The sequence below is a fragment of the Paraburkholderia sp. BL18I3N2 genome (assembly GCF_003001875.1).
GTDB classification, from domain to species: domain Bacteria; phylum Pseudomonadota; class Gammaproteobacteria; order Burkholderiales; family Burkholderiaceae; genus Paraburkholderia; species Paraburkholderia phytofirmans.
This window is the reverse complement of record NZ_PVNC01000003.1, coordinates 231277-257690: the sequence shown is the minus strand read 5'-3', so window position 1 is coordinate 257690 and position 26414 is coordinate 231277. Positions and strand designations below refer to the sequence as shown.

Here is a 26414-nt window from a genome sequence, read left to right as displayed (position 1 = left end):
AGCAGAGACGGATATTGTTACCGCAGTCCGCCTTGTTCGGGCTATCGACAAGAGTGGCCGTCACAACCGGTCGCTACTGCGTAGCAGCAGGCGAGTGCCGTGCCCATGGCGAACAACTACCGTGAATTTTCACTTTCGGTTTGCCTGCTATTTGCCTGCAAAACCGACGGAAGCAGGCGGATTTCCCTGGAAGTAGCCGGACCCTGCGTTCGCCACCGGATGTACAACTGGAGCGAATGCATAGCTCCTCAACCACTCGCTGTAACCCTTGACCAAAAAGGATCCTGAGCGTTCTATGTACTGCTGGCGGGACGTCTCATAGACTTCGCGAAGCGCAAACCACGGCACCTGCGGCAAGTCGTGATGAACCAGATGATAGTTGTTGTTCAGAAACAGCAGACGCCAGAACCACGACGCTTCGTTAATAACGCTGCGATGCTCATGCGCTTGCGCCTCACGATGTTCCTGGAACGAACGGATCGAACTCAACGACAGCGCTCCATAACCCGCGCCGACAATAAAGGCCCACGCCGGAACCTCGCACGCATGTTGCATCCAGGCCGCGAGCCCCGCAACAGCGGCAAAGTGCGCAAGCCACAGCGGAACATCGCGCCAATTGCCGCTTTTTATCTTACGCAGCGCATCCACGCCCGTCGCGGCGATGGAGAACGCCGGCCCGACCAGCAGGCGCCCGATAAACGTATTACGGAAGGTCAGCAGCGCGCGAATCGCCCAACCCGTGCGTCGCCATACGAGCGCGCTGACGAAGTAGCTTTCGGGGTCGCGCTCGGAATGCGTCAGATGCGGATCGTCGTGATGCTGAAGATGTGAGTCGCGATAGATGCCATACGGAAACCACACGGCGAGCGGCGCAAAACCGAGCAGGGCGTTGACGAACAGCGAACGCGTCGGGTGACCGTGCAGCAATTCATGTTGCAACGACATGTACCACGTGCCGAGCACGGCGAGCAGGAGCGTGGTGAACGGCAGTCCGAGCACGCGCGCATGCGTCGCCACGCCGAACCATCCCCCATAGATCGTTACGATCAGTGCCCAGGTCGGCCATTGCGTGCGCCATGTCCAGCTTGTCGCCATGCGGGCGAGGGTGTTGCGCTGCGTGTCGTCGAGATAAATCGCCATGAACAGGATCGGTCGGAATGCAGGTTCAGACCGATCCTACGGACCCTCGCGCATTGCCAGAACCAATTTGTTCAGCAATGCATCTGTGAAAACGTGAAAAGGCGGCCGGCCTCGAGCGCCGGTGCGTCTTCCGCCCTTACTGGTCAGGAGGCGCTCAGGGCGCGTTCGCCACGCGGCAGGCGTGATCCTGGAGACCTTCGGCCGAGCCGCTGCCGTTGTCCACGTCGATCCCGCTGTTGACGATCAGCCAGCCGTCCTTGTCAGCGGACGGCCCCGCGCCCGTCACGAGAATGGTTTGCATGGCCATCGCCGCCGCGCCCTGGTTGTCTCGCGCGACGATGCGAAACGGGTTGTCGGCGCCCTCGAGCGAACTCACGCGCATGATGCGGTAGCGATTACCGTCGAGGGTCTCCCAGCGCCATTCATCCGGTGAATCTTTGGCGTGACGCGCGAGCGCTTCGCTGATATCCGCGCGCATGCAATCGATATGAATATGCAACTGGTCCTGCGTGCGGCGATATTGCGAATTGATTTCGAGGCTCAGTTGATTGTCGGGCAACGAGCGCTTCACCGATTTCTCGACGTAGGTGCGCGCGTCCCAGGCATCGACCCAGTAGTCCTGCGCATGCGGCGCAAGCACGAGCGGGCTTTCGATACCGGTGATGCGGTCGGTCGGAATCAACAGGTGTTGCGAGCGTCCGACAATATCCTTCAGGATAGCGTAGCGTTTGTTCAGGTCGACGAACGCGCATTGACCCGGCGTACCGGTTGCCTGCTGGGACGGCACGCAACGCAGATCGACGATTTTCCACAGCGCATTCGAATCGACCGCGGCGAGGCGCGCGCATGCGCTGGCGGCCAAGGCGAGGGCCAACACCGCGGCGATTCGCGCGCCGTGGCGCAAGAGGGCCCGCTGCGGGAGAGCGGGCATTAGAGTTTTCATCGGCGTTCTAGTTGAGTTTTTTTAGAGGTTGTGTAAAGGCGGTTCCGGTATCAAAGCACCGGCGCCGGCAAAGCGCCAAGCAACTGTTCGAACGCAATGCCAATCGCAAGAAGACGCCGGTCTGCGCCGAGCGGGCCGTCCAGTTCGAGTCCGACCGGCAGGCCGCTCGCGGTCATGCCCGCGGGTAACGAGAGCCCCGGAATGCCCGAGGTGCTGGCCGGATCGGTGTTGCGCAGGAAAGCGTCCATGGTGTCGATTGCCGCCGAACCATCGATCGACACGACCGACGAGCCGTTCACCTCGTCGATCGGCACGGCGGCGAGGCGCGTGGTCGGAAACAGCAGCGCGTCGAGCCGCTCGTCGGCGAAGGTCGCGGCCATGTACTGCTGCAAGCGCGGCCGCCAATGATTCAGCGCGGCCTCGTAGCGGTCGCCGAGCACATCGCCGAGCACGCCGTCGTAGATCGCGCGCACGTCCGGGCTGGCAATGCGGGCCGCCATTTCTACGACGGTCTTGACGGGCGCGTCGTTGGCGACGAGCCAGGCGAGCACGTCGTCGCGCGGCTCATGGATCGCGATCGGGCCGCCCACCATGCCGTTGAGATCGTGCAGTTCGCTCATCGCCACTGGCACGAACACTACGCCCGCCGCTTCGAGCTGCTGCAACGCGGCTCGCGCGACGTCCTCCACCTGCCGCTCGAGTCCTTCCCACAGCGGCGCGGGCAAGCCGATGCGCAAGCCGTTCAACGCGACGACCGGCAATGCGCCGGCGCCGGTGATCACGCCGTCGAGCAGCGCAATATCGGCGACGGTGCGCGCCATCGGCCCGACCGTGTCGCGCGTATGGCTGATCGGCACGACGGCGTCCGGATCGTGATAGCGCCGTTCGGCGCCGCCGTTGCCGACCGATGGACGAAACCCCGCCGTACCCGTCAACGCGGCCGGAATGCGAGTCGAGCCGCCGGTGTCGGTACCCAGACCCGCGGGTACGATGCGTGCGGCAATCGCCGCCGCGGTGCCGCCCGACGAACCGCCGGGAATCAGCGAGGGATCGTAGGGATTGCGCACCGGGCCCGCATGCGTGGCGAAGTTCGTACTCGTGATGCCGAACGCCAGTTCATGCATGTTCGCCTTGCCGAGCACGATCGCGCCGGCGTCGATGAGGCGCTGTACCGATGGCGCATTGGTCTTCGGTACAAAGCCCTCGAGCGCCGGCGTGCCCGCCGAGGTCTGCATGCCCGCCGTGTTGATGTTGTCCTTCACGACGATGGCCAAACCCGCGAGCGGCAAACGGGCCTTTTCGGCGGCGGGCAAGGCGTCGATGCGCCGCGCGGCGGCGAGCGCGCCGTCGAGGTCGAGCGTGGTGAGCGCATTGAGGCTCGAGAGCGCCGCCGCGCGCGCGAGCAAGGTGGCTACGTAGTCGGCGGCCTTCAGGCGGCCGGACTGGATCGCGGCGACGGCTTCGGTAGCGCTCAGCGCGAGTTGTTCATCGACGGTCCATGTCATGTCCGGCGTCTCCTTCTCCTGATGGGGTGTCCCGGCGCGAGGGTTTCATGAAGCGCAGGGCGAAGCGCGCCAGCGTGGGCACGAGCTTCGGCCGCAGCAGTCTCGCATCGTAACCGCTCATGCGGCGGTCGTTTTCCGTGAGGCAGAGCGCGAACAGGTCGGGCGCGTTCATGGCCTCGCCGATCACACCGCTGCTAGCGGGCAGAAAATTCGAATCGCGCGCCATGCCTTTCGCGTCGATGCCTCGCGCGATCGCGAGGCGCTGCCAGACCAGCACCACCCAGATCGCGGCCACGCGCAGCGAATGCCACGGTCTGCGCCACAGCGGCATGGTGCGCCGATACCACGCGACCCAGTTGATGAAAAACAGAATGTGGCGCGCTTCTTCCTGAATCACGGGCTCGAAAGTCTCGACCAGCGCCTCGGGAAAAAAGCCCGACTGCTGCGCCGAGCGGAATAGCCCGAACGCAAAAAAACTGTCGATGCACTCGCTATAGCCCGTGCGCATCCATTCCCATTCGGCGTCGCGCGGCGGCAGATAGTCGGGCTCGGGCGCGATCTCGATGCCGTAGGCTGCGATCAGCCGGGAGAGCACGTGCTTGTGACGCGCTTCTTCGTCGCCGTCCATGGTAATGGCTTCGCGCAGCAAGGGGTCGCGCAATTGCGCGGCGTAAGTATGGACGGCGATCGACGCGCGGCCTTCGGTTTGCACCGCGATGTCCCAGATGGGCAGCGAACACAGCCGTTCGAGTGCATCGGGCGGCAAGGGCGGCCAATCCAGCACGGCCGGCTTATAGGGGTTGTGGGTTTCAAGCAGCATGCGGCAAAACATCTGCTTGTGCGCCTCGGAACCGATCTTCACGCGAGCGGGGTCGCGGAATGTCCAGTGGCGCAGGGTACGGTCTTCGGCAACATCTGTCAGTGTATCGGACATGGCAGGCGTACAGAGGAGGGCGAACTCGATGTGTCGCCCATTCTGGCACAACCGTTCAAAATCCGATGCCGAGCGGCGCAGGCTGGCTGGCGCCGCTCCCCACTCACATGATGCGAATGATGCGATCGGTGACTTTACTGGTGGTTATCGATCCACATGCGTCCCCAACGAAATGCGTAGGCCAGCGCGTGCTCTTCGTCGAAGAAATAATCGAGCGCGTCGAATGAATAATGCTGGTCGTGATTGGCGGAAGTTTTCTCGATGGTCAAATTGGCGGCGAACAGGCCATTGGGGAGTTGTTGTGCGGCCGGTGCAACTTCGTAGCCCTTGTAGCGAATATGTGCATTCATGATTTTTGGCAGTCGTTGTGCCCCGCTTGCGTCGAAAAGGCCGGCACCTCGGACGCAACCCGTAGCGTCACGCGGCCGGTAAATCAGCGGGCAAGGTCAAGCCTAGGCCGCGCTGCGCAGCGGGTGAACCAATCTTTAGTCGTAAGCAAATCAGAAGGGATGTGTGCAGGAGCCCCGATCGGATCATATTCGCTGTGTTCGACACACTATCCGGGCTTGCGGATTACGGGTCTGTTATGTGCCGCACGGTTCGCGCGAACGATCGCGCCGTGGGCCGCCCAGGCGGGTCCACGGCGTCGTGAGGCGATCGGCAAAGAGGGGAATTAAACCGCGTGCAGCAGGCGTGCGGGTTGTGCGTCCTTGAGCGCGCTGCCGAGCGGCGCGGCGTCCGGCACGCGGTGCGCGTTGAACGCCAGCGCGAATTGCGCGGCCTGCTGGCCGACGGTGGCGAGCTGATCGACGACCTTCGCGTCCGAACAGGTGTCGACGGTGTCGAAGCGCGTTTCCAGCGTGTTGATGCCGGCGCCGAACGGCGTGGGCCACCCGCGCAACGCGTGGACGATCGAGCGCAACGACGTCAGCACCGAGCCCGCTGCCTGCCAGCCATACGCCGTGACGATACAGCCGACCGCGCGGCCATCCAGATACGGGCGCTCGTCGGCGCGCAGTTCCTCGAGCGTGTCGAGCGCGTTCTTGACGAGACCGGACACGCCGCCGTGATAGCCGGGCGTGGCGATGATCAGCGCGTCCGCATGGCGCACCGCCTCGATCAGTTCGAGTTGCTCGTCCGTACGGTGGGACTGTTCCGGCGCGTAGTGGGGCAGGCTATGCAGGAAGGTGCCGCCGAACAGACGGGTATTCGCTCCAGCGTCCTGCGCGCCGCGCAACGCGAAGCCGAGCGCGCGCTCGGTCGACGAAGCGGCGCGCGTCGTGCCGCCAATGCCGATGACGAGCGGCCGGCGATGATGGTTGAAACTGGTCAACGAAATGCTCCTTCGGTAGCGGCTCACGGTGCGCCGGCACGGGGCTGCGCGCGGCGGACCGGGGCGAACCGGACTTTGAAGCATTATCTTAATCAGCGCCGGGCGCCGCACGAAGCGACTTTTTGTTCTAACGATATAACCGCGCGGCGTTTGCCGGATCGGCGGCGCGGCCGCCTCCAGTGTCGCGCCGCCTATGCCGCGTGCGCTGCAATGCACCTGAAGCCGCGTCGGATAAGCATATGGCGAAGCATTGTTTGGGGGCGCGATGACACGCGGCTATGATCGAATCGTCTCCTCCATGACACCTCCTTGACATGGGACTCGGCCCCGCCGCGCAAATGGCGGGGCCTTTTTTTATCCGCTGACCGGGAGTCTCGCGGCCGGGCCACTTCACGATAAAGCCGTTTCCCGCATGTTACGATCGTCCGCAAAGCCAATCACGGCGAGGTCGAACAAGCAATGGCAACTCTTTATGACACTCTCGGCGTGCCCACGCACGCCACCGACGAAGAAATCAAGCGGGCCTATCGCAAGGCCGCGATGAAGTGGCATCCCGACCGCAACAGCGGCGCTGAAGACGTCGCGCGCGCCACCTTCCAGGAAATCAAGGACGCGTACGCGATCCTCTCCGACGCCGCGCAGCGAAAAGTCTACGACGCGGTTTACGCCGAGCAGATGCGCAGTTGGGAAGCGCAGCACGCGCGCCAGCAGAAGGCGCAAGCCGAGCGCGAAGCGGCGGCGCGCGCTGCCGACGAAGCCGCGTATGCGGAGATGGTCTCGCTCGCCATGCGTTTCGCCGACGAAGGCCACAACCGCGATGTGCTGTTCGGCGTGCTGCTCGGTCGTCGATGCGAGGCGGGGCGAGCCGCGCAGATCGCGGACAGCGTGTCGGCGTTGCAAGCCGCGCGGCGCGAAACGGCCAAGGCCGAGACCGAACCAGTCGCGGCCGCTGCGCCTGAGAGTGTCGACGGTTCGGTCAGGACCGAAGCGGCTTCAGCGAAAGATGACGCCGCCGCGCAGGGTTCGCCAGGGCACCGCGCGAATCAGGACAAGCGCGAAGAGCCCGTCGGCGACACGCATCCGGCCGGTGCCCTGAGCGGCCTCTGGTTCCAGTTTCTCAACGGCTTGCGGCTCTGACGCATCACGCCGGTTGTCCGGCGATCCGTGCGAGTTCGGCGGCGAGTTCGTCGACGAGTTCGTCGATATAGGCATCCTTCAGGCCGCAGTCCGCGAGCGCGCTTTGCAGCTTGAACACGTACTCCGCGTTCGTGCCGAACAGACCGCTCGCCACGGCCATCAATGGCGCGATCTGCGGCGCTCGCGCGTCGCCTTCGTATTGCGGATTCCCGTGATCCGCCACGAAGGCGATCGCGGATAGTTCGGTGCCGTCCTCGAGCGTGACCGGCGCCCACGTCGGACGATATGCACCCGTCACCATCTCGCGAATCCAGAGAATGCGCAGCTCTTCTTCGAGCGTCTCGCCGCACAGACGCAACGCTACGCCTTGCGTGCAGCCGCCTTGCTCGAGCGAGAGCATGCGGCCCGGCTGCTGCGGCGTGCCGCGTCCGGCGATCATGCGGATGCAGAAGCTGCGATGCCAGCCGTGCAAGGTCGCGATGCGGCGGCTGTCGAAGTCCGAGATGGGATTCCACATCAGCGAGCCGTAGGCGAAGACCCAGACATCGCCATTGTCCGGACGCTGCCGCATGGTGTGCGCGAGCGACGCGTCGATCTGCGCCTGCGTCCACAGCATGTCTTTGGGCAGCGATTCAAAACTTTCGAGGTAGGCGCCCGAGCTAATGGCGTTTCTGTTCAGCATCCCGTAATTTCCGTCGTGGGGTGGCGCTTCGCGCTCGCCATCGACATGGCGCGCGCATAAAAAGTCAGCACCAGTATGCAGGCGGGACTGGCCGGAATAAATCCGTCTGGGGGAAATAGTGCGTCGCCGGCAGCAGCACAATCGGCTCGCGCACAACGCGCCATGTCCTTGCTGCGAGTCGCGCTGGGAGACCACCGAACCCGCAGCCGTGTGACGAATGACGCCTTGGCCGGTAGACCATAGAGGTAGACCGAATTGATATAGAGAGCAGGCTTTAGCGTTCGAATTTGCACTTCTAGAATCAATAACAACGTCCGCAGCATGGGTTGCCGGGGTCGCCCGAACGCCGCCTTGAAGAGCGACGCCTGCTCATTGCCATGCGGTCCTGCTTCCTTTGACTTCCACGCAGTCAATCCAGAGAGGCACGACGGCCATGTTCACTTTCATCGTAGTAGTTGCGGTGGCGGCGTTTATTCCCTACGTCGCGGCACCCGGCATTGCCAATGGCGTCAAGGCGATCAGCACGCCGCCCGCGGCCATGAGGTTCGACGCTGCGCCCGCGGCGGCATCGGACGGAAGCGACGCGGCCAACCGCATCGTGTCCGGCCGGCGCGAGAGCGACGCCTCGGCGTGACATGCCCGATTCCGGCTCGGACTCTATTGAAGGCTGAGTGAAAGCTTGGCGTTTGCGCTGGCACATTTCCGGCGCACGCGCGATGCGCTGTGCCCGTGAGTGAGCAAGCCCAGGTGCAAATTCTCGTGGCGCAACAAATTTGAACATCGTAGTGTCACGAGGGCGCAAGACTGGGCCGGCAGAATTGCACACAGAAACAAACAAAAAACACGGGTACGGGGTAAGCGTGACCAGAAAATACAAGGTGCTGTTTCTCTGTCGCGAGAATTCAGCACGCAGCATCATTGCCGAAGCTTTGTTGCGGGAACTGGCGGGACACCGGTTCGACGCGTTCAGCGCGGGACCGGAACCGGCCGCGCGGGTTCATCCATGCGCGGTCGCGCAATTACGGCCAGGCATCTCGGACCTCGGCATTCTCAGTCCGAAAAGCTGGCTGGAATTCACCGGTGAATGGGCGCCGCGTATGGACCTCGTCGTCGCGCTGGACGAATCCGTCGACATCCGCCGCGCACCCGCATTTCCAGGCGAGCCAGCCTCATGCACCTGGGCCTTCGCCGATCCGCTCGCACACGACGTTGCCGAGTCCGAACGCGCGCGCCTGTTCGAGAAGGTGTTCTGGCAGATCGTGCGGCAGATGAGCGCGTTTATCGAACTGCCGCAATATGCAGCGCCGGCCGGCGCTGTGGCAACGGCTGTGATCCCCGCATTGAGTGCCTCGTCGCAGCGCGTTACGACTTGCGACGCGTGAACGCATTGCGCGAGCGCTCGGAATGCAACGCGCCATAGTGCCTGGTGCTGCTTTGTCCAGATCAAGGCGGGCACGGGCGGCCGGATGCAAATGGGCACAACGGGACGCAGCGGGGACAACGCAGGACAAGCGCACGCGACAACGCCTCACATGTGTGCATGGCACAGGTACATGGGTGCTCGCGGACGCGCCGAACGGCGGTTTGCCACGGAGGAAGTGCGGGGTGATTTCTTTACGCTAGCGGCGGAATAATACGGTGATCTATCGATTGTTCGAACGCGCGAGCGGACTTCCGGCGAACGGGTCGTTCTGCCAGTCCACGCGTTTTTTCGGCTGCGGGGCAGGCGCCGGCGCGGCCGACAATTCAAAGTGGTCGATGGATTGACCTGCGCTGATTGCCTGTTTGAGCCATTGAGGCATTTCGCCCTGGCCGTCCCAGCTATCTCCAGTTGCGCTACGGTAGCGTCCGGCCTTTTGCGCGGCCGGTTCGGATGCCAGCACTGCCGCAAGGTCTTCGGGTTTGATGCCAAACTCTTCCATGCGATGGCGGAGATACGCAATCATGCTATCTCGCTTCCTTTCGTCCATAAGATATTCGTCCTTCTAAAACGTCCGGTGTTCTGTCAATTACAGATTGCAAGGGAAATCCGCGAAAGCATCGATCCATATAAATGGGGACGGCCCGCGGTGTGGTTATCGATTGAAGGAATCTCTAAAGGCAGCGTTTAGAAAACGTCGCTCCATATATCGCGGCGCAGCAATTAGCCGGCACGGCCGCCAATCAATGTCATGGGTGTCAATCAGTGAATATTCAAGCGCTTCGCCGCGCGGCGAGGATGGCTGCGGGTGTCTCGCGCCAGGCCTCATGCCCACAAGGGAAAAAACGGTATTGACGATGCACTAATTGCGACAGGCCGGTTTCATCTTCACGCTCCGTCTCTCGCCGGTACTTCGCGCGCGGGGCCGATTATTGACGTTATGTCAGCATCATAACGCACTGTGCGGCCAAAGCACGTACCGGCTTGGGTGATTTTGTACAAATCTCTTCCAACTAACTACCTCGGCTGCGGCAAACGGGCCGGGTGTTCCGCGATTGAATTCCTGAGTGGCCGAGCTATAAAAGAAAACAGCGGAGCCAAAATCCGTGCTTCCAGCCTGCGGCGACTGATTCCGGTCAGCCGCGAGAACGCGTCCGACATCGGTTGCAGGTCTGGCAAATCATTACTCGTTTAGTTCGATGACTCGCCGCGGCAGTTCGCATCGACATCGACTCGTCCGTCAGCCCATTGGGCAACCTCGCTTTTTTTGCGGATCAATTCTTTGGAGGACGAGAACTGCTGCGCCGGATTCAAGGAGTCTGGACATGAAACTACGATTATGGATGGCGCTGGCCAGCGCCCTGTTCCTGCTGGCGCCGAGAACGGCGGGCGCGATGGACGTCGAAGGCCAGCAGGGTGCCGGCATGTCGGGCCGCGCGTTGATGCAACAGAACGCGAACGAATCGGCGCAAGCGACGACCGACATGTCATTCAGTGAATCGGGACAGGGCATGCCCGGCGCCCAGCCGGTGCAGAACGTGTCCTACGGCGGCGTAGCCGCGGGGCAATCGGAGGCGGGAGGTCCGCCGAGCCAGCGCTGCACGTCTTCCGCGCCGCAATGCAGAATCTATTTTGGCCAATGACCGGTCTGTCTTTGGGAATGCGGTGCGCATTACGAGCACCGCTTCCCGTCAGTCGCCTCTATGCGAGCGCCATCGTGTCTAGCGGGTGATCGGCGCGCTCGGCGAAGCGACCTACCATCGTGTTGATACTTTGTCTTTCCACTGCGGCGCCCTCAGTGAATCCGCGCAATTCGTCCAGCAGTGCGCGCCACGACGCATGCCAGCGCGTTTCCTTGATGCAGGCTCCCAACGAGTCCGCGATGCGCAACACGCCGTTGTCCGGATAGAAGGTGACGGTGAGCGGCATGCCGTCGATCACGCAAGTGGCGGTGCAAGGGCGGGTAGTAAGCATGGGCGATGTCCTCTTATTGTGAGCGGATGAGCGCGTGTCAAAAACGCTGACGTGCGCTTCAGCAAACGCTGTGCCCAACTGACGTTCGCGCTTCGCAGCGCCTGCCGCGTCATTCCCGCGCTGTGAATCGAGCACGAAATCCGCATCAATAACCCCACGCCCGACTGCAATTTTCCGGAGCAGTCAGCGAGCGATTTAATACGATGTTATGGTGTGGTCTATTCGGGTTTTCACCCGCTGATTCTCCAGACTGCAATCGCGTCACCTCCGGCAAGCAGGCCCATATGGCCTGCTTTTTCAATCGTGCCGCCGGTCTGCGAATGGATTAGCGCGGTGCGGCCGCTCCAATCCCACCCGTTGTTAATAGACTCGCAAACAATACTATGTTGATTGAAGACAATCTGCCCGCGAGCACGGCCTCGCTGGACGATGGCGCCTCGTCGTCCCTGCGTTCATGGCTAGCTGTCATGGCTGTCGCCATCGGCGCTTTCGCTTTCGTGACGACGGAGTTCTTGCCGGTCGGACTGCTGCCGCGCGTCGCCGCGGAGCTGGGCGTGTTGCCCGGCACCGCCGGCCTGATGGTCACCGTGCCCGGCGTCATCGCGGCCATTTCCGCGCCGGGTCTGATGCTGGTGGCGGGGCGCATGGATCGCCGGCGAGTGTTTCTTTTGCTCACGGCTTTGCTGCTGGCGTCGAATCTGATCTCCGCGTTTGCACCGAATTTTCTCTGCATGCTGGTCGGTCGCGCATTGCTCGGCGCCGCGCTGGGCGGATTCTGGACGCTGGCCACGGCGGCCTCGGGGCGTCTCGTGAAACCGAAGGATTCGGCGCGGGCCATGGCCACGATTCTCACCGGCGTGACGTGCGCCACGGTGATCGGCGTGCCGCTCGGCACGTTCATCGCGAGCTTCGCATCATGGCGCGTGTCGTTCATGGCGACCGGCGTGCTGGTCGCGGTCGCGCTGGTCGCACAGTTCTTCTTCGTGCCGTCCTTGCCGTCGACCGCCGCGCTGCGTCTGCGCGATCTGGTGGCGCTGCTGCGCCGGCCGCATCCGCGCCGCAGCATGCTGATGGTGGCGCTCGTTTTCGGCGCACATTTTTCCTCGTACACATACATCACGCCTTTCCTGCTGCACAACGCGAATCTCGACATGTCGACCATCACGTGGCTGCTGCTGGGATTCGGCATCATCGGGTTCTTCTCGAACTTCGCCGTTTCGTCGACGGTGACGCGCAATCTGAAAGTGTCGGTCGGCGCAATGGTTTCGCTGTTGATGTTCGCACTGGTCTTGCTGCCGCTACTGCGGCATTCGACGATCGGCGTCGTGGCGCTGGTGCTTGCGTGGGGCATCTCTTTCGGCGCGTTGCCGCTGTGCTTCAGCATCTGGATTCAGCGCGCCACGCCGGATTCGCCCGAGGCCGGCTCGGCATTGTTCGTGAGCATCATTCAGGTGGCGATTGCGCTGGGGTCGCTGGTGGGCGGCGTGGTGGTCGACCATGTGGGGATTTCCGCCGACTTTCTGCTCGGTAGCGGCCTCGCGTTGCTGGGGCTCGCCGCGCTGGCGAGCTTCGGCCGCAGCGAGCAGAAGGTCGCCGCCGAAGCGGTGGCTTGCCCGGCGTGCACGGAATAGTTGCCAGGCATAGGTTCGGCCGCTCAGACCATGCTCGCGGAAATTCAACCGGAACGCAAAAGAGTGATGAATCGACAACGGAATCCAGCTATCAAACGGCGCTTGCGGTGCGCGCTGTTCGCGATAGTCACGCTCAGTTCCGCTACTGCATTTGCTGCCAGCTTCGACTGCGGCCGGGCGCGATTGCCGGATGAAAAGGCCATATGCGCGTCACGGCGGCTGAGCGAGATGGACGTCGAAATGGCCGTGCGCTACCAGATGCTGACGGGCCTGGTCGCGATGGGCGCGCGAGGCAATATGCAGGACGAGCAGCAGGTGTGGCTGACGTCCAGAAAAGCATGCGGCGGCAATCAGTCGTGTCTGCTCAACGCGTACCGGCGACGCATCGCAACGCTCAAGGACGAATATGCCAACCTTGCGAGCCGCGGGCCGTTCTGAGTGCGCTGGTTGTCTTCCCGAAGCGGATGCGGCATAAAGAGCCGCGAAGGCAAGCCGAATTCAATCCGTCTGTGAGCAGCGGAAGCTCCCGCCACGTCTCTTCCGCACGCGACCGAACGTATCGCTCACGTCGCAGCCCCAACGCGTTACCATGAAAATCTTCCGCTGCTTCCCCCGATTCAGGTCCCGATGCGCTCAACTTTCACCAAATGGCTTTTTATCGTCTACCTCCTCGGTAGCGGCACGCTGTATTCGATCATCATCCTGCTCCTGTTTCCGTTTGTCGGACGTGCGGGACGATACTGGCTCGCGAGGCAGTGGTGTCGCGCACTGGTTTTCGTCATGCGTTGGCTGCCCGGCGTTTCATGTTCGATAGACGGGCTCGACAATCTTCCCGACGGTCCGGCGATCATCCTGTCACGTCATGAGTCGACGTGGGAAACCCTCGCGTTTCTCGCACTTTTTCCGCGCCGAGTCAGTTTCGTGTTCAAGGAGGAACTTCTGCGCATTCCGTTCTTCGGCTGGGTGTTGCGTGGCCTCGACATGGTCAGCCTGAATCGCGGCTCCGCTCGACAGGCTCACCAGGCTGTGACGAAGGAAAGCGCGGAGCGGCTGGCCAAGGGCGATGTCGTCGTCATTTTCCCCGAGGGCACCCGGGTCGCGCACGATGCGCCGTTGCGGATGACGTCCGGCGGCGTCCGGCTGGCGTGCGCGACCGGCGTGCCGGCCGTTCCCGTGGTCCTGAACGCGGGCAAGGTCTGGCCGACCAAAGGCTGGCCGGACGGCCGCGGACATATCCGCGTGGTGGTCGGGCCGCCGCTGTCGCCGCAAGACATGACGCAGCAGGAATTGAGTCACGCGGTGCACGAGTGGATGAAAAACGAACTGTTGCGGCTTTGAGGATTGTCGAGCCCACACGTGACGCGGCGGACCATTTGCCGATGCCTTGGCCTGGCGTACCGCTCGATTGAACTGGAACCCAATTGAGCATATGGTGATTGCTCCCTAGTCCAATCGGAGTTCGGTATGCGACGTCTTGCAATGACTGCGGCCGCATTGATGGCCGCTGGTTTCACCCTGTCCGCGAGTGCCCAGGTCGTAGTAACCATCGGTCATTCGGCGCCGCTCACCGGTCCGCAGGCGCCGAACGGCAAGGACAACGAGAACGGCGCACGGCTCGCCATCGACGAGCTGAACAAGTCGGGCGTCACCGTCGCGGGTCAGAAGGTCACCTTCAAACTGGACTCGGAAGACGACCAGGCGGACCCGAAAATCGGTGTGCAAGTCGCGCAGAAACTGGTCGACAGCGGCGTGGTCGCCGTGGTCGGACCGTATAACTCGGGCGTGGCGATTCCGGCATCGCGCGTCTACAACACCGGCAATGTGCCGATGCTGCCGGTCGCATCGAACCCGGCGCTAACGAAGCAGGGCTTCAAGAACATCTTCCGGATCGGCGCGAGCGATGAGCAACTCGGCGGCACGATGGGACAGTTCGCCGCGAAGACATTGAAGGCCAAAACGGCCGCTGTCATCGACGACCGCACGGCGTATGGTCAGGGTGTCGCCGAGCAGTTCGTGAAGGAGGCCAAGGCGAACGGCATCCAGATCATCGAGCAGGAGTTCACCAACTCGTCGGCGACGGATTTCCTCGGCATTCTGACGACCATCAAGGCCAAGAATCCCGACGTGATTTTCTTCGGCGGCTATGCGGCGCAGGGCGCGCCGATGGCCAAACAGATGCGCCAGCGCGGACTCAGGGCGAAGCTGCTCGGCGGCGACGGCATCTGCTCGGCCGACATGGGCAAGGTGGCGGGCGAGGCGGCCTCGATCGTCTATTGTGCGCAGGGCGGCATTGCGCTGGAGAAGACAGCAGCCGGCCGCGAGTTCCTGCAAAAATACAAGGCGGCCTACAACATCGATACGCAGGTCTACGCCGTGAGTTACTACGACGGCGTCAAGTTGCTGGCCGACGCGATGGTGAAAGCGGGCACGACAACGGACAAGGCCAAGCTGACCGCGCAGCTCGCGAAGGAAAACTATAAGGGCGTCGCCGGCACCTATTCGTTCGACGAGTACGGCGACCTGAAGGGCGCGCCGACCACCGTGTACGTCATCAAGAACGGCTTGCCGACGCCCTACGGCCAGTAAAGGCAGGCGGCCCATCCACTTCACGAAGCAGACATGAAAATTTCACGCACCATTCAGACCGTTGAAGTTCACACCGGCGGCGAGGCATTCCGCATTGTCACCAGCGGTTTGCCGCGTCTGCCCGGCGACACGATCGTCAAGCGGCGCGCATGGCTGAAGGAAAACGCCGACGATATCCGCAAGGCTTTGATGTTCGAACCGCGTGGGCATGCCGATATGTACGGCGGGTATCTGACGGAACCGGTCAGCCCCAATGCCGACTTCGGCATCATCTTCCTTCACAACGAAGGGTATAGCGACCATTGCGGCCACGGTGTTATCGCGCTGTCGACGGCGGCGGTCGAACTGGGTTGGGTTCAGCGTGAGATACCCGAAACGCGCATCGGTATCGACGCGCCGTGCGGGTTCATCGAAGCATTCGTGAAGTGGGATGGCGAGCACGCCGGCAACGTTCGCTTTGTTAATGTGCCGTCGTTTATCTGGAAGCAGGACGTGACCGTCGAGACACCGTCGTTCGGTTCGGTGACAGGCGATATCGCGTTCGGCGGCGCGTTCTATTTTTACACCGACGGCGAGCCGCATGGTCTCGCGGTGCGGGAGTCGTCAGTGGAAGAACTCATCCGCTTCGGCGCCGAGGTGAAGCAGGCGGCCAATAAGGCGTTTCCTGTCGAGCATCCCTACATTCCCGAGATCAACCACATCTACGGCACCATCATCGCGAATGCGCCGCGGCATGCCGGGTCGACGCAAGCCAATTGCTGCGTGTTCGCCGACCGCGAGGTGGACCGTTCACCCACCGGCTCCGGAACGGGCGGCCGGGTCGCGCAGCTTTATTTGCGCGGACAACTCGGCAAGGACGACACCCTCGTGAACGAGTCCATTATCGGCACCGTGTTCAAAGGGCGTGTCCTGAGCGAAACGACGGTGGGTGATTTCAAGGCCGTCATTCCGGAAGTCGAAGGCAATGCTTTTGTCTGCGGCTTCGCGACCTGGATCATCGACGAGCGGGATCCGCTCGCCCACGGGTTCCTCGTTCGGTAGGACCGGACGAGAAACGGCGCCTAGAACCGTTCGACCCACGGGCGGAGTTCGACTTCCCACGTCCACGCGCTGCGGTGTTGACGATGAATGTGAAGGTACTCCCTGGCAATCGCGTCGGGGTCCAGCCATTTGTCGTCGGCGTCGCCGTCTTCCGGACCTCTCGCGCTGCTGGCAATGCCGCCGTCGATCACGAAATGCGCAACGTGAATATTCTTCGGCGCCAACTCGCGCGCCATGCATTGGGCCATGCCTCGTAACGCGAATTTGCCCATGGCGAACGGGGTCGAGCCGGGCAGTCCTTTCACGCTGGCCGTTGCGCCGGTCAGCAGGACAGTGCCGTGGCCGCGCGCCAACATGCGCACCGCTGCGGCCTGGGCGACGAGAAAGCCGCCGATGGCGGTGATTTTGAAGGCGTCTTCGAGCTTCTGCGGTTCGATGGCTTCGAGTGGCGCGCGATAGCGGCCGCTCGCGTTGTAGACCACGAGATCGGGAGCGCCGAATGCTTTCTCCACACGCTCGAAGAGGGCAGTGACCTGGTCCGGTTGACTGGCGTCGCAAGCTACGGGCAGGGCGCCCGTCTCGTTGACAAGTTCCGTCAGCTTGCTGGTGTCGCGGGCGGCGAGCGCGACCTGCATGCCCTCCGCCGCGAACAGGCGCGCGAGCGAGGCGCTCAAGCCCTTGCCCGCGCCGACAATCAATGCAGTCTCAGTTCGACTCATGGTTCCTCCGGAATCAACAGGGAAGCGTCGCGGCGTGGGTGTGCCGCGTCATGCCTTGCTGATTGTAGGCGTTCACCGTGAAATGCACCGGGATGGCGGAGGGCGGCGCTGCGTGCTCAACCTGACGTTTCGATGACGCTCCAGATCCTTTCGTCGGAATTGCCTGTGAACCGTCTGGCGATAACAGCTCGGCACTTGTCGCAGCGATAGTGCTCAAGGGCCAGCGTGCCGTTGCACTCCGCGACGCCGATCAGCGTGAGGTTTTCCTGCCGTTGCACATCGACTGGCAGGCCGTCGATATCGGAGCATCCATCGCAGACTTCCATGGCGCCTCCTGACGTTCGCATCCATCGTTCGAAAGAGCCCGCGTGGGACGGGCGAAGACTGATGCACCCGCAGCAGAGAACGCGGGCAAAACCAGTATCGGACGCGATGGAGCGATTGTGCAAGTGCAAAAATAATAAACTTAAAGGGGTTGGATGGGTGAGCGCGGCGTGATTCAATCGACCAGACTGGAACCCGTTCTTGCGACGACCAGAACGACACAACCGCTCGCGGATGAACTCGCGTGGCTGGAGCCTGCCGCGTAAGTCAGCGCATCGCCGGGCTGGAAACTGACGCCATCGCTATCGGTGAAGACGCCTTCCACAACGACAATCAACTCGGTCGTATCGTGGCGATGTGCGGGGCCCTGGGCTCCCGGCGCGACTTTCATCCAGTAGCTGGACCACGCGCCTTCCTCATCGTCCGACAGTGAAATCCAGAAATAGCCCGGAATGTCCGTGCCGCCGATTTGCAGCGGACGCCAATCGTCGTCATGAATCTTGTAGTGGCGCCGGCCGGCGAAAGCGGCGAAACCAACTGTCGGCATCCCGGTGATTTTCGATGAATTCATTGAGTTTCCTGGTGCGATGCGTGTCGATCGATTGCGGCAAGTTCTGGCCGCGCGTCGAGCATCATCGTAAGCGTCCGATCAAAAGCCGTGTGCTTGCAGCCGCGCTGCATACCACTGGGCGAACAGTTCGAGATACGTTTCCGTAAATGGATTGAACGGACCCGGTTCATACGCGGGGTCTTGAGTGCCGCGATAGTTGATCGCGACCAGCCTGGCGTCTTGTGCATTGGTTGCGACCCACACTTGCGTCAGTGTGGATAGCGTGTAATCGACGCCTTCGACCGCGTTCTCGTGGACGAGCCACTTCGTGCGAACCAGCGTTTTGTCGGGCGCGAGCGGAATGATGTACGAGATAACCGCGTGATCGCTCATCACGTGCGTCCACGAGTTGTGCGTCCACATGTGCACATCGCCCAGGTCACGGCGCTGTATATCGCCAAACAACCTGGTGCTTGCAACCTTGGTGTCTATGGTTTGCGACTCGCCATGACCCGCGATAACCAGGCGCTGCGAACGGAAACCCGTGACGCTCGCCGGATCGAGTTTCTCGATCGCCTCGCAAATCAGGCCGTCTTTCTCCCAACTCTCGACACTCGCGGCATTGCGCGCATGGTGGGCGTCCAGCGCGCGTTGCGACTCCTCGCTCAATCCCTGCGGGCAGAATCCGAAATCCTCCGGAAGGAAAGACGCTGTCAACTCTGGATGAGTTGCGTTGCAGTGATAGCACTCGCGGTTGTTCTCCATCACGAGCTTCCAGTTTCCGTTTTCGATGATCTCCGTCTCGTGAGCGATTCGGGTGTGCGTCAGGTCATACGGAGCGAAACGCGGCGCCATCGCCTCTTCGAGGACAGCGATGTCGTCCGGTGCATCGTCCGAAAGACACACAAAAATATGCGTGCCGACAACGTGCGTCTTCACCGGAATGAGGCTGCGGCAAGTATGGTCGAAGTCGACGCCCATGTGGGTCGCGTGCTTGAGGGACCCGTCGAGATCGTACGTCCACTGATGGTACGGACACACAAGCATGCCGACAGTGGATTTGCCCGCTTCCTTGAGCCGCGCTCCCCGGTGCCGGCAAACGTTTCGATACGTCCGGACGTTTTCGTCGTCATCGCGCACGATGAGAATCGAGGCTAGGCCGATATCGACGGCTGATACGTCGCCGGGTTCCGGAACGTCTGCCGTGACGCCGGCAAGAATCCAATGCTTGTGAAAAAAGATATCGACGTCCGTTTCGAACACGTCATCGCGTCCGAAAAGCTCGCCGGGCATGCCGTGTCCAGGCCGGCGACCGCGGATCAGTTCGCTGTGTGTTTTCAGCTTTGCTACCGGCATCGATTGCCCCTTGCATGCCTGACTGTCGTGATGCCGCTGCATCCACGCTACGAATCCAGTATTCAAGGGACGAAATAGACCGTCAACGCGCTTTATTCTTCTTCTCGCATTACCGCACTTCATGCGAAGGCCGGCGTTTCGCCGCGCAGCCAGTCGATCACACTGTGGGTCGTCGGCGTGATCGTGCGGCCGTGAGGGATCACGACAAAATACGCATCGCCGACCTTAACGGACGCTCCGGGGACGCGTATCAACTGGTCGCTATCGAGCAGGTCGCCCAGCAACCTGTGCCAGCCGAGCGCAACGCCTTGTCCCTGCAACGCGGCCTGAATCGCATCGGTGTAAAGACTGCAGCGCAGTGCGTAATGCAATTTTGGCGGCCGCAATCCCGCCGACTGGAACCACGCTTCCCAACCCATCCAGCCTTCGGACGTCGAGTCGGACTCGATCAACGCAGCCTTCGCGAGGTCGGCGAGCGACGGCGGCGAGCCATTTGCTTGCAACCACGCGGGCGAACAAACTGGAAACACTTCTTCGTCGAACAATAGCGAAGACGTGCCGTCCCGCCATTTCCCGTTGCCGTATCTCACGGCGATGTCCACGTCGTTGTGGCGCAGGTCGGCGGTGAACATCTGCGTGGTCAAACGAAGCTTCAACTGAGGTTCGAGAAGCCTCAGCGCGTGAAGCCTGGGCAGAACGCGGAAATGCGAAAAGGCTGCGGTGGTGGCAAGAACCAGTTCCTGTTCCTCGGTTCCGCTCGCGAGCCGGTCGAAGGCACCCGCAATGCGTTGCATCGATTCCGCGACCACGACGTAGAGCGCCTCTCCCTCGCTCGTCAGTTTGATGGACCGGTGCAGCCGATGAAACAGGCGGACACGCAGCGACTCTTCCAGAAACTTTACCTGCCTGCTCACGGCCGCTTGCGTGACCCCAAGCTCATTCGCGGCCAACGTAAAGCTGCTCAGCCGCGCGACAGCCTCGAATTCGACCAAAGCCGTCAGCGACGGTATGAGTCTCCGATAACCTTTTGCGCCTTCAGTTGCCGCTTTCATCTTTTGCTTGTGGTGTGGGAGAAGCCTGTGAGGGAAGCGGCAATGCGTGCATTGCGAGCCGCCGGTAAGAGTCGAGCAATGACTTCGGAAGATAAGCGAGCGGCGTGAATCGCCCCGCTTGGTGGTTACCCTTAACGCCCGGTTTGGCCTTGTTCGTGGGCACGCGAACGCGTCGGCCCAAAAGCCTTGCTCACCGGCTGTTTCAGCGCATCCGGCAGTTTTCGCAGGCGCTTGCCGTCAGCCATGCATAACCGTAGGTATGGCAAAGGGCACAGAAAATGTAGCTGGTTGAAGGTAATTGGCGATGTACGCTGTCATTAACGCAACAAACATTGGAGATGCCCAATTCGGCGGTCGAAAATGTTAAGTGTCGGGAGGAAAGTCGTGATTTATGCGACTCCGCGACGCTTGCGGCCATGGTTTCCAGAAATGGCCCAAGGCGCGCGAATCACCGGCAGCCGCAACGCTCATCCCTGACCCGCACACGACCGCTGAAGCGCGCGTATTGCTCTGCGCACCGGCGACTCGATACGGGGCCTCCAGCTTTTCGAACTTGCCAGTTGGAATGACAGAATGACCCCAAACCTCACCTTCGCGTCGGAAGAGGCGGTGTACCCACGCGTCGCCACGTCGAGCACGACGTCTTCGATTGCAGCATCCGCAACCGTGCCGGCGAATGAAATTCTCAAGGTTCAAAACCTCTCGAAGATTTTCGGTCCGAAACCCGAGCGCGCAGCGGAGTTATTGCAGCAGGGCCTCGGGCGCAACGAGATTTTCAAACAGACCGGCAACATGGTGGCGGTCGACAACGTCAGTCTCAGTGTCCGGGCAGGCGAGATCTTTGTGATCATGGGACTCTCCGGCTCCGGAAAGTCCACGCTGGTTCGCCTGTTGAATCGCCTGATCGAACCGACTTCCGGCAAGGTGGTTCTGGAAGGTCGCGACATCGCGCCCATGTCCACGCCGGAACTGCGTGAAGTACGACGCAAAAAGATGGCGATGGTCTTTCAGTCATTCGCGCTGCTGCCCAACCGCACGGTGATCGATAACGTCGCGTACGGCCTCGAAGTCGCGGGCCTCACGAAGCAGGAACGGTACAAGGTCGCGCAAAGCGCGCTGGTGCGCGTCGGTCTCGGTTCTTACGAAAAGCTCTATCCGGGCGAACTGTCGGGCGGCATGCAGCAGCGCGTGGGGCTCGCTCGCGCGCTCGCCGTGAACCCGTCCGTGCTTCTGATGGACGAAGCGTTCTCGGCGCTCGACCCGCTCATTCGCTTCGAAATGCAGAACGAACTGCTGCGCCTGCAGAAAGAAGAGCAGCGGACCGTCGTCTTCATTTCGCACGACATCGAAGAAGCGATCAAGATCGGCGGCAGGGTTGGCGTGATGAAAGATGGCCGGCTCGTTCAGGTCGGCACGCCGGTTGAACTGATCCAGACGCCTGCCGACGACTACGTGCGCAACTTCTTCCGCAATGTCGACGTGTCGCGCTTTCTCAAGGCTTCCAGTTTTCTCTCGAACGTCGACCGGGCGCGGATTTCGTGCGACGGCGGCGCGTCGTCGGACCGGTATCTGAATCAGCTTATCGACGCCGGCGTGGAATGCGGCTACGTCTGCGATGAAGCCGGCCGCTATCAGGGCTGCGTCACGCCTGCGTCCTTGCACAAATGCGGAAGCGGACCGATTCGCGATGCGCTGCTGCGCGACATGGTCGCGGTGTCGTCGGATGCCGACTTGCACGAACTCTCGAACATCGCCCTCGGCCAGCAACACGACGTGCCGGTCGTCGACGCGGCGGGGAAACTTACCGGTGTCGTGTCGTGCCGCACGATTCTCAAACAGGTCATGGAACGGAGGGCGTCATGAATTCGTCAATTTTCGGGCGCGCGGCGGAAAACGCGGTCAACTTTCTGTTCCAGCATTTTCGCGGCGGCTTCGACGCGTTTTCCGCGGCCTTGGGCGCGGTCGTCAAGCTTCTCGAAGACGGTCTCGGCGCGATTCCTTTCGTCGTGATGCTGGTCGCGCTGGTCGCACTCGCGCAGTGGCGCAAAGGGTTCGTGTTCGCAGCCTTTGTCGGCATCGCGATCGGGGTCATCCATTACATGGGACTTTGGGCGCAAACCATGTCGACCCTCGCGCTGGTGATCGCGGCGACGCTTTGCAGTTTGCTGATCGGTATTCCGCTCGGCATCTGGGGCGCGCGCAACGCTCGCGTGGAAGTGATCGTGCGCTCACTGCTCGATTTCATGCAGACCATGCCCGCGTTCGTGTATCTGATTCCGGCGGTCATTCTGTTTGGGCTCGGCCGCGTGCCTGCGGTGATCGCGACGATCGTCTTCGCCATGCCGCCGGTGGTTCGCCTCACCACGCTGGGAATCAAGCAGGTGCGGGAAGAGCTGATGGAAGCCGGGCGCTCGTTTGGCAGCACCGACTCGCAGCTGCTCTGGAAGATTCAACTCCCGAACGCGTTGCCGTCCATCATGGCCGGCATCAATCAGACCATCATGATGGCGCTGTCAATGGTCGTGGTCGCTTCAATGATCGGCGCGGGCGGCCTGGGTGAATACGTGCTTAGCGGAATTCAGCGGCTCGACATCGGCATTGGTTTCGAAGGCGGACTCGGTGTCGTTCTGCTCGCCATCATTCTCGACCGCCTGACTGAAAGTTTCGGCGTCAAATCCATCAAGAAGAAGAGTAAGGCGCGCACGTCGAAGCGTGCCGTGCGCGAGACGGCAAACAAACCCGCGGCTACGCAATAACAAAACAGCAAATTCTTTCAATAGGGAAGGAGTACCAGATGAACACCGGAATTCTCAAATCGTATGTGGTGAAGCTCGCCGCAACCACACTCTGTTCCTTCGGCCTCTACAGCGGCGCAGCGATGGCGGCTGACCCGCTCAAGATTACGATCACGAACTGGGCGGACGTACTGGCCGTTGCGAACGTGGCGAAGTATGTGATGGAGACGAAACTGCAGCAGCCTGTGCAGTTTGTTCAGGCGGACATCGGCATCCAGTATCAAGGCGTCGCTCGCGGCGACGTCGATCTGATGGTCGGCGGGTGGTTACCGGTCACGCACGGCATGTACTACGCGAAGTACAAGAACGACATGGACGACGTCGGCATCATCTATACCGGCGGGAAAAACGGCTGGGCGGTTCCGGCGTATGTGCCCGAGTCCGAGTTGTCGTCGATCGCCGATCTCAACAAGCCGGACGTCAAGAGCAAACTGAACAGCACCATTCAAGGCATCGAACCCGGCGGAGGTCTGATGCAGGCATCCGAGAAGACCATCAAGGAATACAACCTGGCAGGCTACAACCTGCAATCTTCGAGCGAAGCAGGGATGCTTGCGTCGATCCAGCGCGCGTACCAGTCAAAACAGTGGATTGTCGCCACGGTCTGGAGTCCCCATTGGCTGTTCCAGAAGTGGCAAATGCGCTATCTGAAAGATCCGAAAGGCACCTTGGGCGGGGAAGAACAGGTCCATGCCTTCGGCTCCAAACAGTTCGCCGCCAAATTCCCGCGCGCGGATGTCTTCATGAAGCATTTCAAGCTGACGCTCGCCGACGTGGAAGCGATCGAGTTCGAGGGAAACAGCACGAACGACTACGCCACCGCGGCGAAGAAATTCGTCGACGCGCACCCGGACAAATTGAAAGCGTGGCTGGAGAAGTAACGTCGGAACCCAGGCGCGTACGAGCGCTGATGCCCGAGTCGGCGCGCCACGAAATATTGCTTTATGACTAGCACGGAGTATGTCTGTGAACGATAACGTTCGATTCTTTTCAGAGAGCCTGCAAGACCGTGACCCGGTGATTTCGTCGGAAATCGCGCTGGAACTGCGTCGCCAGCAGTCCCAGATTGAACTGATTGCGTCCGAGAACATCGTGTCGGCAGCAGTGATGGAAGCGCAGGGAACCGTCCTGACCAACAAGTACGCCGAAGGCTACCCGTCGAAGCGTTATTACGGCGGCTGTGAACACGTCGACCGTATCGAAGCGCTCGCGATCGATCGCGTCAAGGCATTGTTCGACTGTGAATTCGCCAACGTGCAACCGCATTCCGGCGCTCAGGCAAACGGCGCGGTCATGCTCGCGCTTTTGAAGCCGGGCGATACGGTGCTCGGCATGTCGCTCGACGCAGGCGGCCATCTGACACACGGCGCCCGCCCGGCGTTGTCCGGCAAATGGTTCAACGCGGTTCAGTACGGCGTCGACCGGGACACGCTGCGCATCGACTATGACGAAGTCAGGCGTCTTGCCGAGGCGCATCGTCCGAAACTAATCATCGCAGGCTATTCAGCCTATCCGCGCGCGCTCGACTTCGCGAAGTTCCGGGAGATCGCCGACAGCGTCGGCGCGTTGTTGATGGTCGACATGGCGCACATTGCCGGCATCGTCGCTGCCGGCCGGCACGAGAACCCGGTGCGTTTCGCGGACGTGGTGACGTCCACCACACATAAGACGCTTCGCGGTCCGCGCGGCGGCTTCATTCTCACGAATAACGCCGACGTCGCGAAGAAAATCAACTCCGCCGTGTTCCCCGGTCTGCAAGGCGGCCCGCTCATGCATGTCATTGCCGGCAAAGCGGTGGCGTTCGCCGAGGCTTTGCGTCCCGAGTTCACGACTTACATCGAGCACGTTCTGCAAAACGCGCAGGCACTGGGTGAAGTGTTGAAGCTGGGCGGTGTCAACCTCGTCACCGGCGGCACCGATAACCATCTTCTTCTCGTCGACCTACGCCCGAAGGGACTCACCGGCACGCAAGTGGAAAAGGCGCTTGAACGCGCCGGCATTACCTGCAACAAGAACGGTATTCCATTCGACACGGAAAACCCGACGGTGACATCCGGCATTCGCCTCGGCACGCCGGCTGGCACGACGCGTGGCTTCGGAGTCAAGCAGTTCGAGGAAGTGGGCGCGCTCATTCTCGAAGTCCTGTCGGCGCTGGAAAAACAGCCGGCCGGCGATGAACTCGTCGAGCGTTCGGTGCGCAGCCGCGTTCGCGATATATGCAACCATTTTCCGATTTACTCGCACGCGGAAACGTTGGTTTAAGGCGGGTGCGGGCATTGTCAGCCGAACCGTGCCGCGCATCCGCAGCATTGATTTTCAACATTACGTCGCTGCAATGAACGGCACAGTTTGCCTTCACGACGACATTGCAGTGACAGTTCGAATTGGGAGAGACACTGATGAGCTTCGAGGGAGTACATGCGCCTTTGGTCACGCCGTTCAAAGCCGACGGCGAAATCGACCATGACCTGCTTGGGCAACACGCGCTCGACCTCGCCGGACGAGGCCTGTCGGGTCTCGGCGTCGGCGGCACGACTGGCGAATACTACGCGCTCAGTTTCGAGGAACGTGTGTGCACGTTTCATACAGTGGCCGAAGCGGCGGGCGGAAAGACGTTCCTGACGGCGGGAATCAACGCCACGACAACACGTGAAGTGTTGCGACTGGGACAGGAAGCGAAGAAGGCAGGGCTTTCGGCGTTGCTGGTAGCCGCGCCATACTACGCGCAACCGACCCAGGACGAGCTGTTGCAGCACCTGCTCGCGGTCGACGACAGCCTCGACATGCCCATCATGCTTTACAACTTTCCGGCGCGCACGGGCACCGACATTAGCGACCGCGTGCTCGCGGAACTGCTCGAGCGCCGCAACTTTGTCGCCATGAAGGAAAGCACCGGCGACATCGCGCATCTGCATCACCTTGCCACGCATTTCCGGAGCAAGCTCGTGCTGAGCTGCGGCATGGACGACCAGGCGCTGGAGTTCTTCGTCTGGGGTGCGCGGAGCTGGGTTGCAGGTGCAGCGAATTTCCTTCCGGAAGTGCATGTCGAAATGCTCGAAGCCTGCGTCAAACGGAACGACTTCGCAACCGGTCGCGAGTTGATGACGCAACTGCTGCCCGTTCTGGAACTGCTCGAGCGAAGCGGCAAGTTTATCCAGTATGTGCGCTACGGCTGTGAACTGGCGGGCACACAAGTGGGCAACGCGCGCGCGCCGCTCGGCACGCTCACGGACGACGAGCGCCGCGAGTTCGCGAAGCTCGTGCAGCCGCTGCTGCGCAAGGGACGCTGATT

The 26414-nt window shown here is 61.6% G+C and carries 28 protein-coding genes; 14 read left to right on the top strand and 14 right to left on the bottom strand.

From position 1 onward, the window contains the following. Positions 1 to 147: 147 nt before the first annotated feature. From B0G75_RS10825 to B0G75_RS10800, 6 genes are all read right to left on the bottom strand, one after another. Positions 148 to 1140: a fatty acid desaturase gene (locus B0G75_RS10825; RefSeq protein ID WP_106304371.1), complete on the bottom strand. Its 993-nt coding sequence runs from the start codon at positions 1138 to 1140 to the stop codon at positions 148 to 150. A gap of 154 nt (positions 1141 to 1294) precedes the next feature. Continuing rightward, a complete protein-coding gene (locus tag B0G75_RS10820; RefSeq protein WP_106304368.1) occupies positions 1295 to 2083 on the bottom strand; it encodes a CDP-diacylglycerol diphosphatase in 789 nt (262 codons plus the stop codon). A 50-nt stretch (positions 2084 to 2133) separates the two neighbouring features. Then, a complete protein-coding gene (gene iaaH / locus B0G75_RS10815) occupies positions 2134 to 3588 on the bottom strand; it encodes an indoleacetamide hydrolase (protein WP_106304365.1) in 1455 nt (484 codons plus the stop codon). Beyond that, complete coding sequence (locus B0G75_RS10810; protein WP_106304362.1) at positions 3569 to 4522, bottom strand: aminomethyltransferase; 954 nt, start codon at positions 4520 to 4522, stop codon at positions 3569 to 3571. Before B0G75_RS10810 ends, iaaH begins: the two co-directional genes overlap by 20 nt. A gap of 134 nt (positions 4523 to 4656) precedes the next feature. After that, complete coding sequence (locus tag B0G75_RS10805; RefSeq protein ID WP_012427561.1) at positions 4657 to 4872, bottom strand: transcriptional regulator; 216 nt, start codon at positions 4870 to 4872, stop codon at positions 4657 to 4659. Between the two features lie 323 nt (positions 4873 to 5195). Beyond that, positions 5196 to 5855, bottom strand: coding sequence for an NADPH-dependent FMN reductase (locus B0G75_RS10800; protein ID WP_106304359.1), 660 nt, complete (start codon positions 5853 to 5855; stop codon positions 5196 to 5198). A gap of 459 nt (positions 5856 to 6314) precedes the next feature. Here B0G75_RS10800 and B0G75_RS10795 point away from each other — a divergent pair, with 459 nt between their 5' ends. After that, entirely contained in the window at positions 6315 to 6992 is a 678-nt protein-coding gene (locus B0G75_RS10795; protein ID WP_106304356.1) for a J domain-containing protein, read from the top strand. Positions 6993 to 6996: 4 nt separating this feature from the next. Here the strand turns inward: B0G75_RS10795 and B0G75_RS10790 are convergent, their stop codons facing one another. Then, positions 6997 to 7674, bottom strand: coding sequence for a gamma-glutamylcyclotransferase (locus B0G75_RS10790; RefSeq protein ID WP_106304354.1), 678 nt, complete (start codon positions 7672 to 7674; stop codon positions 6997 to 6999). Positions 7675 to 8107: 433 nt separating this feature from the next. Between B0G75_RS10790 and B0G75_RS10785 the strand changes: the two genes are divergently transcribed. Both B0G75_RS10785 and B0G75_RS10780 read left to right on the top strand, forming a co-directional pair. After that, on the top strand, positions 8108 to 8308 hold the full coding sequence (locus B0G75_RS10785; protein WP_106304352.1) for a hypothetical protein: 201 nt from the start codon (positions 8108 to 8110) through the stop codon (positions 8306 to 8308). Between the two features lie 226 nt (positions 8309 to 8534). Further along, on the top strand, positions 8535 to 9056 hold the full coding sequence (locus B0G75_RS10780; protein WP_106304350.1) for a low molecular weight phosphatase family protein: 522 nt from the start codon (positions 8535 to 8537) through the stop codon (positions 9054 to 9056). A gap of 261 nt (positions 9057 to 9317) precedes the next feature. Here the strand turns inward: B0G75_RS10780 and B0G75_RS10775 are convergent, their stop codons facing one another. Beyond that, entirely contained in the window at positions 9318 to 9644 is a 327-nt protein-coding gene (locus B0G75_RS10775; protein WP_012427555.1) for an H-NS family nucleoid-associated regulatory protein, read from the bottom strand. Between the two features lie 775 nt (positions 9645 to 10419). Between B0G75_RS10775 and B0G75_RS10770 the strand changes: the two genes are divergently transcribed. Then, positions 10420 to 10737, top strand: coding sequence for a hypothetical protein (locus B0G75_RS10770; RefSeq protein WP_106304348.1), 318 nt, complete (start codon positions 10420 to 10422; stop codon positions 10735 to 10737). A 58-nt stretch (positions 10738 to 10795) separates the two neighbouring features. Here the strand turns inward: B0G75_RS10770 and B0G75_RS10765 are convergent, their stop codons facing one another. Beyond that, entirely contained in the window at positions 10796 to 11068 is a 273-nt protein-coding gene (locus B0G75_RS10765; RefSeq protein ID WP_106305608.1) for a hypothetical protein, read from the bottom strand. 383 nt (positions 11069 to 11451) lie between these two features. On the opposite strand from B0G75_RS10765, the gene B0G75_RS10760 reads away from it, so the two are divergent. From B0G75_RS10760 to lhpH, 5 genes are all read left to right on the top strand, one after another. Continuing rightward, positions 11452 to 12699 carry an MFS transporter gene (locus B0G75_RS10760; RefSeq protein ID WP_106304345.1) on the top strand — a complete coding sequence of 416 codons (1248 nt, stop codon included), beginning with the start codon at positions 11452 to 11454 and terminating at the stop codon, positions 12697 to 12699. 228 nt (positions 12700 to 12927) lie between these two features. Continuing rightward, complete coding sequence (locus B0G75_RS41845) at positions 12928 to 13137, top strand: hypothetical protein (protein ID WP_308705775.1); 210 nt, start codon at positions 12928 to 12930, stop codon at positions 13135 to 13137. A gap of 189 nt (positions 13138 to 13326) precedes the next feature. Continuing rightward, positions 13327 to 14037, top strand: a complete 711-nt coding sequence (locus tag B0G75_RS10750; RefSeq protein WP_106304342.1) for a 1-acyl-sn-glycerol-3-phosphate acyltransferase — start codon at positions 13327 to 13329, stop codon at positions 14035 to 14037. 126 nt (positions 14038 to 14163) lie between these two features. Continuing rightward, the gene (locus B0G75_RS10745) at positions 14164 to 15285 is read left to right on the top strand and encodes a branched-chain amino acid ABC transporter substrate-binding protein (protein WP_106304339.1); all 1122 of its coding nucleotides are present in this window, start codon (positions 14164 to 14166) and stop codon (positions 15283 to 15285) included. 33 nt (positions 15286 to 15318) lie between these two features. After that, complete coding sequence (gene lhpH, locus B0G75_RS10740; RefSeq protein WP_106304336.1) at positions 15319 to 16326, top strand: trans-3-hydroxy-L-proline dehydratase; 1008 nt, start codon at positions 15319 to 15321, stop codon at positions 16324 to 16326. A gap of 20 nt (positions 16327 to 16346) precedes the next feature. Here the strand turns inward: lhpH and B0G75_RS10735 are convergent, their stop codons facing one another. The 5 genes from B0G75_RS10735 to B0G75_RS10715 all read right to left on the bottom strand — a co-directional run bounded on the left by B0G75_RS10735 (position 16347) and on the right by B0G75_RS10715 (position 20327). Then, the gene (locus B0G75_RS10735; protein ID WP_106304333.1) at positions 16347 to 17045 is read right to left on the bottom strand and encodes an SDR family NAD(P)-dependent oxidoreductase; all 699 of its coding nucleotides are present in this window, start codon (positions 17043 to 17045) and stop codon (positions 16347 to 16349) included. Between the two features lie 116 nt (positions 17046 to 17161). Then, a complete protein-coding gene (locus B0G75_RS10730; protein ID WP_106304330.1) occupies positions 17162 to 17371 on the bottom strand; it encodes a hypothetical protein in 210 nt (69 codons plus the stop codon). A 173-nt stretch (positions 17372 to 17544) separates the two neighbouring features. Next, positions 17545 to 17940 (bottom strand): cupin domain-containing protein, encoded by a 396-nt coding sequence (locus B0G75_RS10725; RefSeq protein WP_106304327.1) that lies wholly within the window; start codon positions 17938 to 17940, stop codon positions 17545 to 17547. Between the two features lie 78 nt (positions 17941 to 18018). After that, a complete protein-coding gene (locus B0G75_RS10720) occupies positions 18019 to 19275 on the bottom strand; it encodes an SRPBCC family protein (RefSeq protein WP_106305602.1) in 1257 nt (418 codons plus the stop codon). 119 nt (positions 19276 to 19394) lie between these two features. After that, complete coding sequence (locus B0G75_RS10715; protein WP_106304324.1) at positions 19395 to 20327, bottom strand: LysR substrate-binding domain-containing protein; 933 nt, start codon at positions 20325 to 20327, stop codon at positions 19395 to 19397. 573 nt (positions 20328 to 20900) lie between these two features. Between B0G75_RS10715 and B0G75_RS10710 the strand changes: the two genes are divergently transcribed. From B0G75_RS10710 to B0G75_RS10690, 5 genes are all read left to right on the top strand, one after another. Further along, positions 20901 to 22190 (top strand): glycine betaine/L-proline ABC transporter ATP-binding protein, encoded by a 1290-nt coding sequence (locus tag B0G75_RS10710; RefSeq protein ID WP_106304321.1) that lies wholly within the window; start codon positions 20901 to 20903, stop codon positions 22188 to 22190. Next, positions 22187 to 23083 carry a proline/glycine betaine ABC transporter permease gene (locus B0G75_RS10705; protein ID WP_106304318.1) on the top strand — a complete coding sequence of 299 codons (897 nt, stop codon included), beginning with the start codon at positions 22187 to 22189 and terminating at the stop codon, positions 23081 to 23083. The genes B0G75_RS10710 and B0G75_RS10705 overlap by 4 nt, the downstream gene beginning before the upstream one ends. 38 nt (positions 23084 to 23121) lie before the next feature. Further along, positions 23122 to 24003, top strand: a complete 882-nt coding sequence (locus B0G75_RS10700; protein ID WP_106304315.1) for a glycine betaine ABC transporter substrate-binding protein — start codon at positions 23122 to 23124, stop codon at positions 24001 to 24003. A gap of 79 nt (positions 24004 to 24082) precedes the next feature. Continuing rightward, complete coding sequence (locus B0G75_RS10695; protein ID WP_181309223.1) at positions 24083 to 25384, top strand: serine hydroxymethyltransferase; 1302 nt, start codon at positions 24083 to 24085, stop codon at positions 25382 to 25384. 137 nt (positions 25385 to 25521) lie between these two features. After that, positions 25522 to 26412, top strand: coding sequence for a dihydrodipicolinate synthase family protein (locus B0G75_RS10690; protein ID WP_106304312.1), 891 nt, complete (start codon positions 25522 to 25524; stop codon positions 26410 to 26412). The last annotated feature ends 2 nt before the right edge of the window (positions 26413 to 26414 follow it).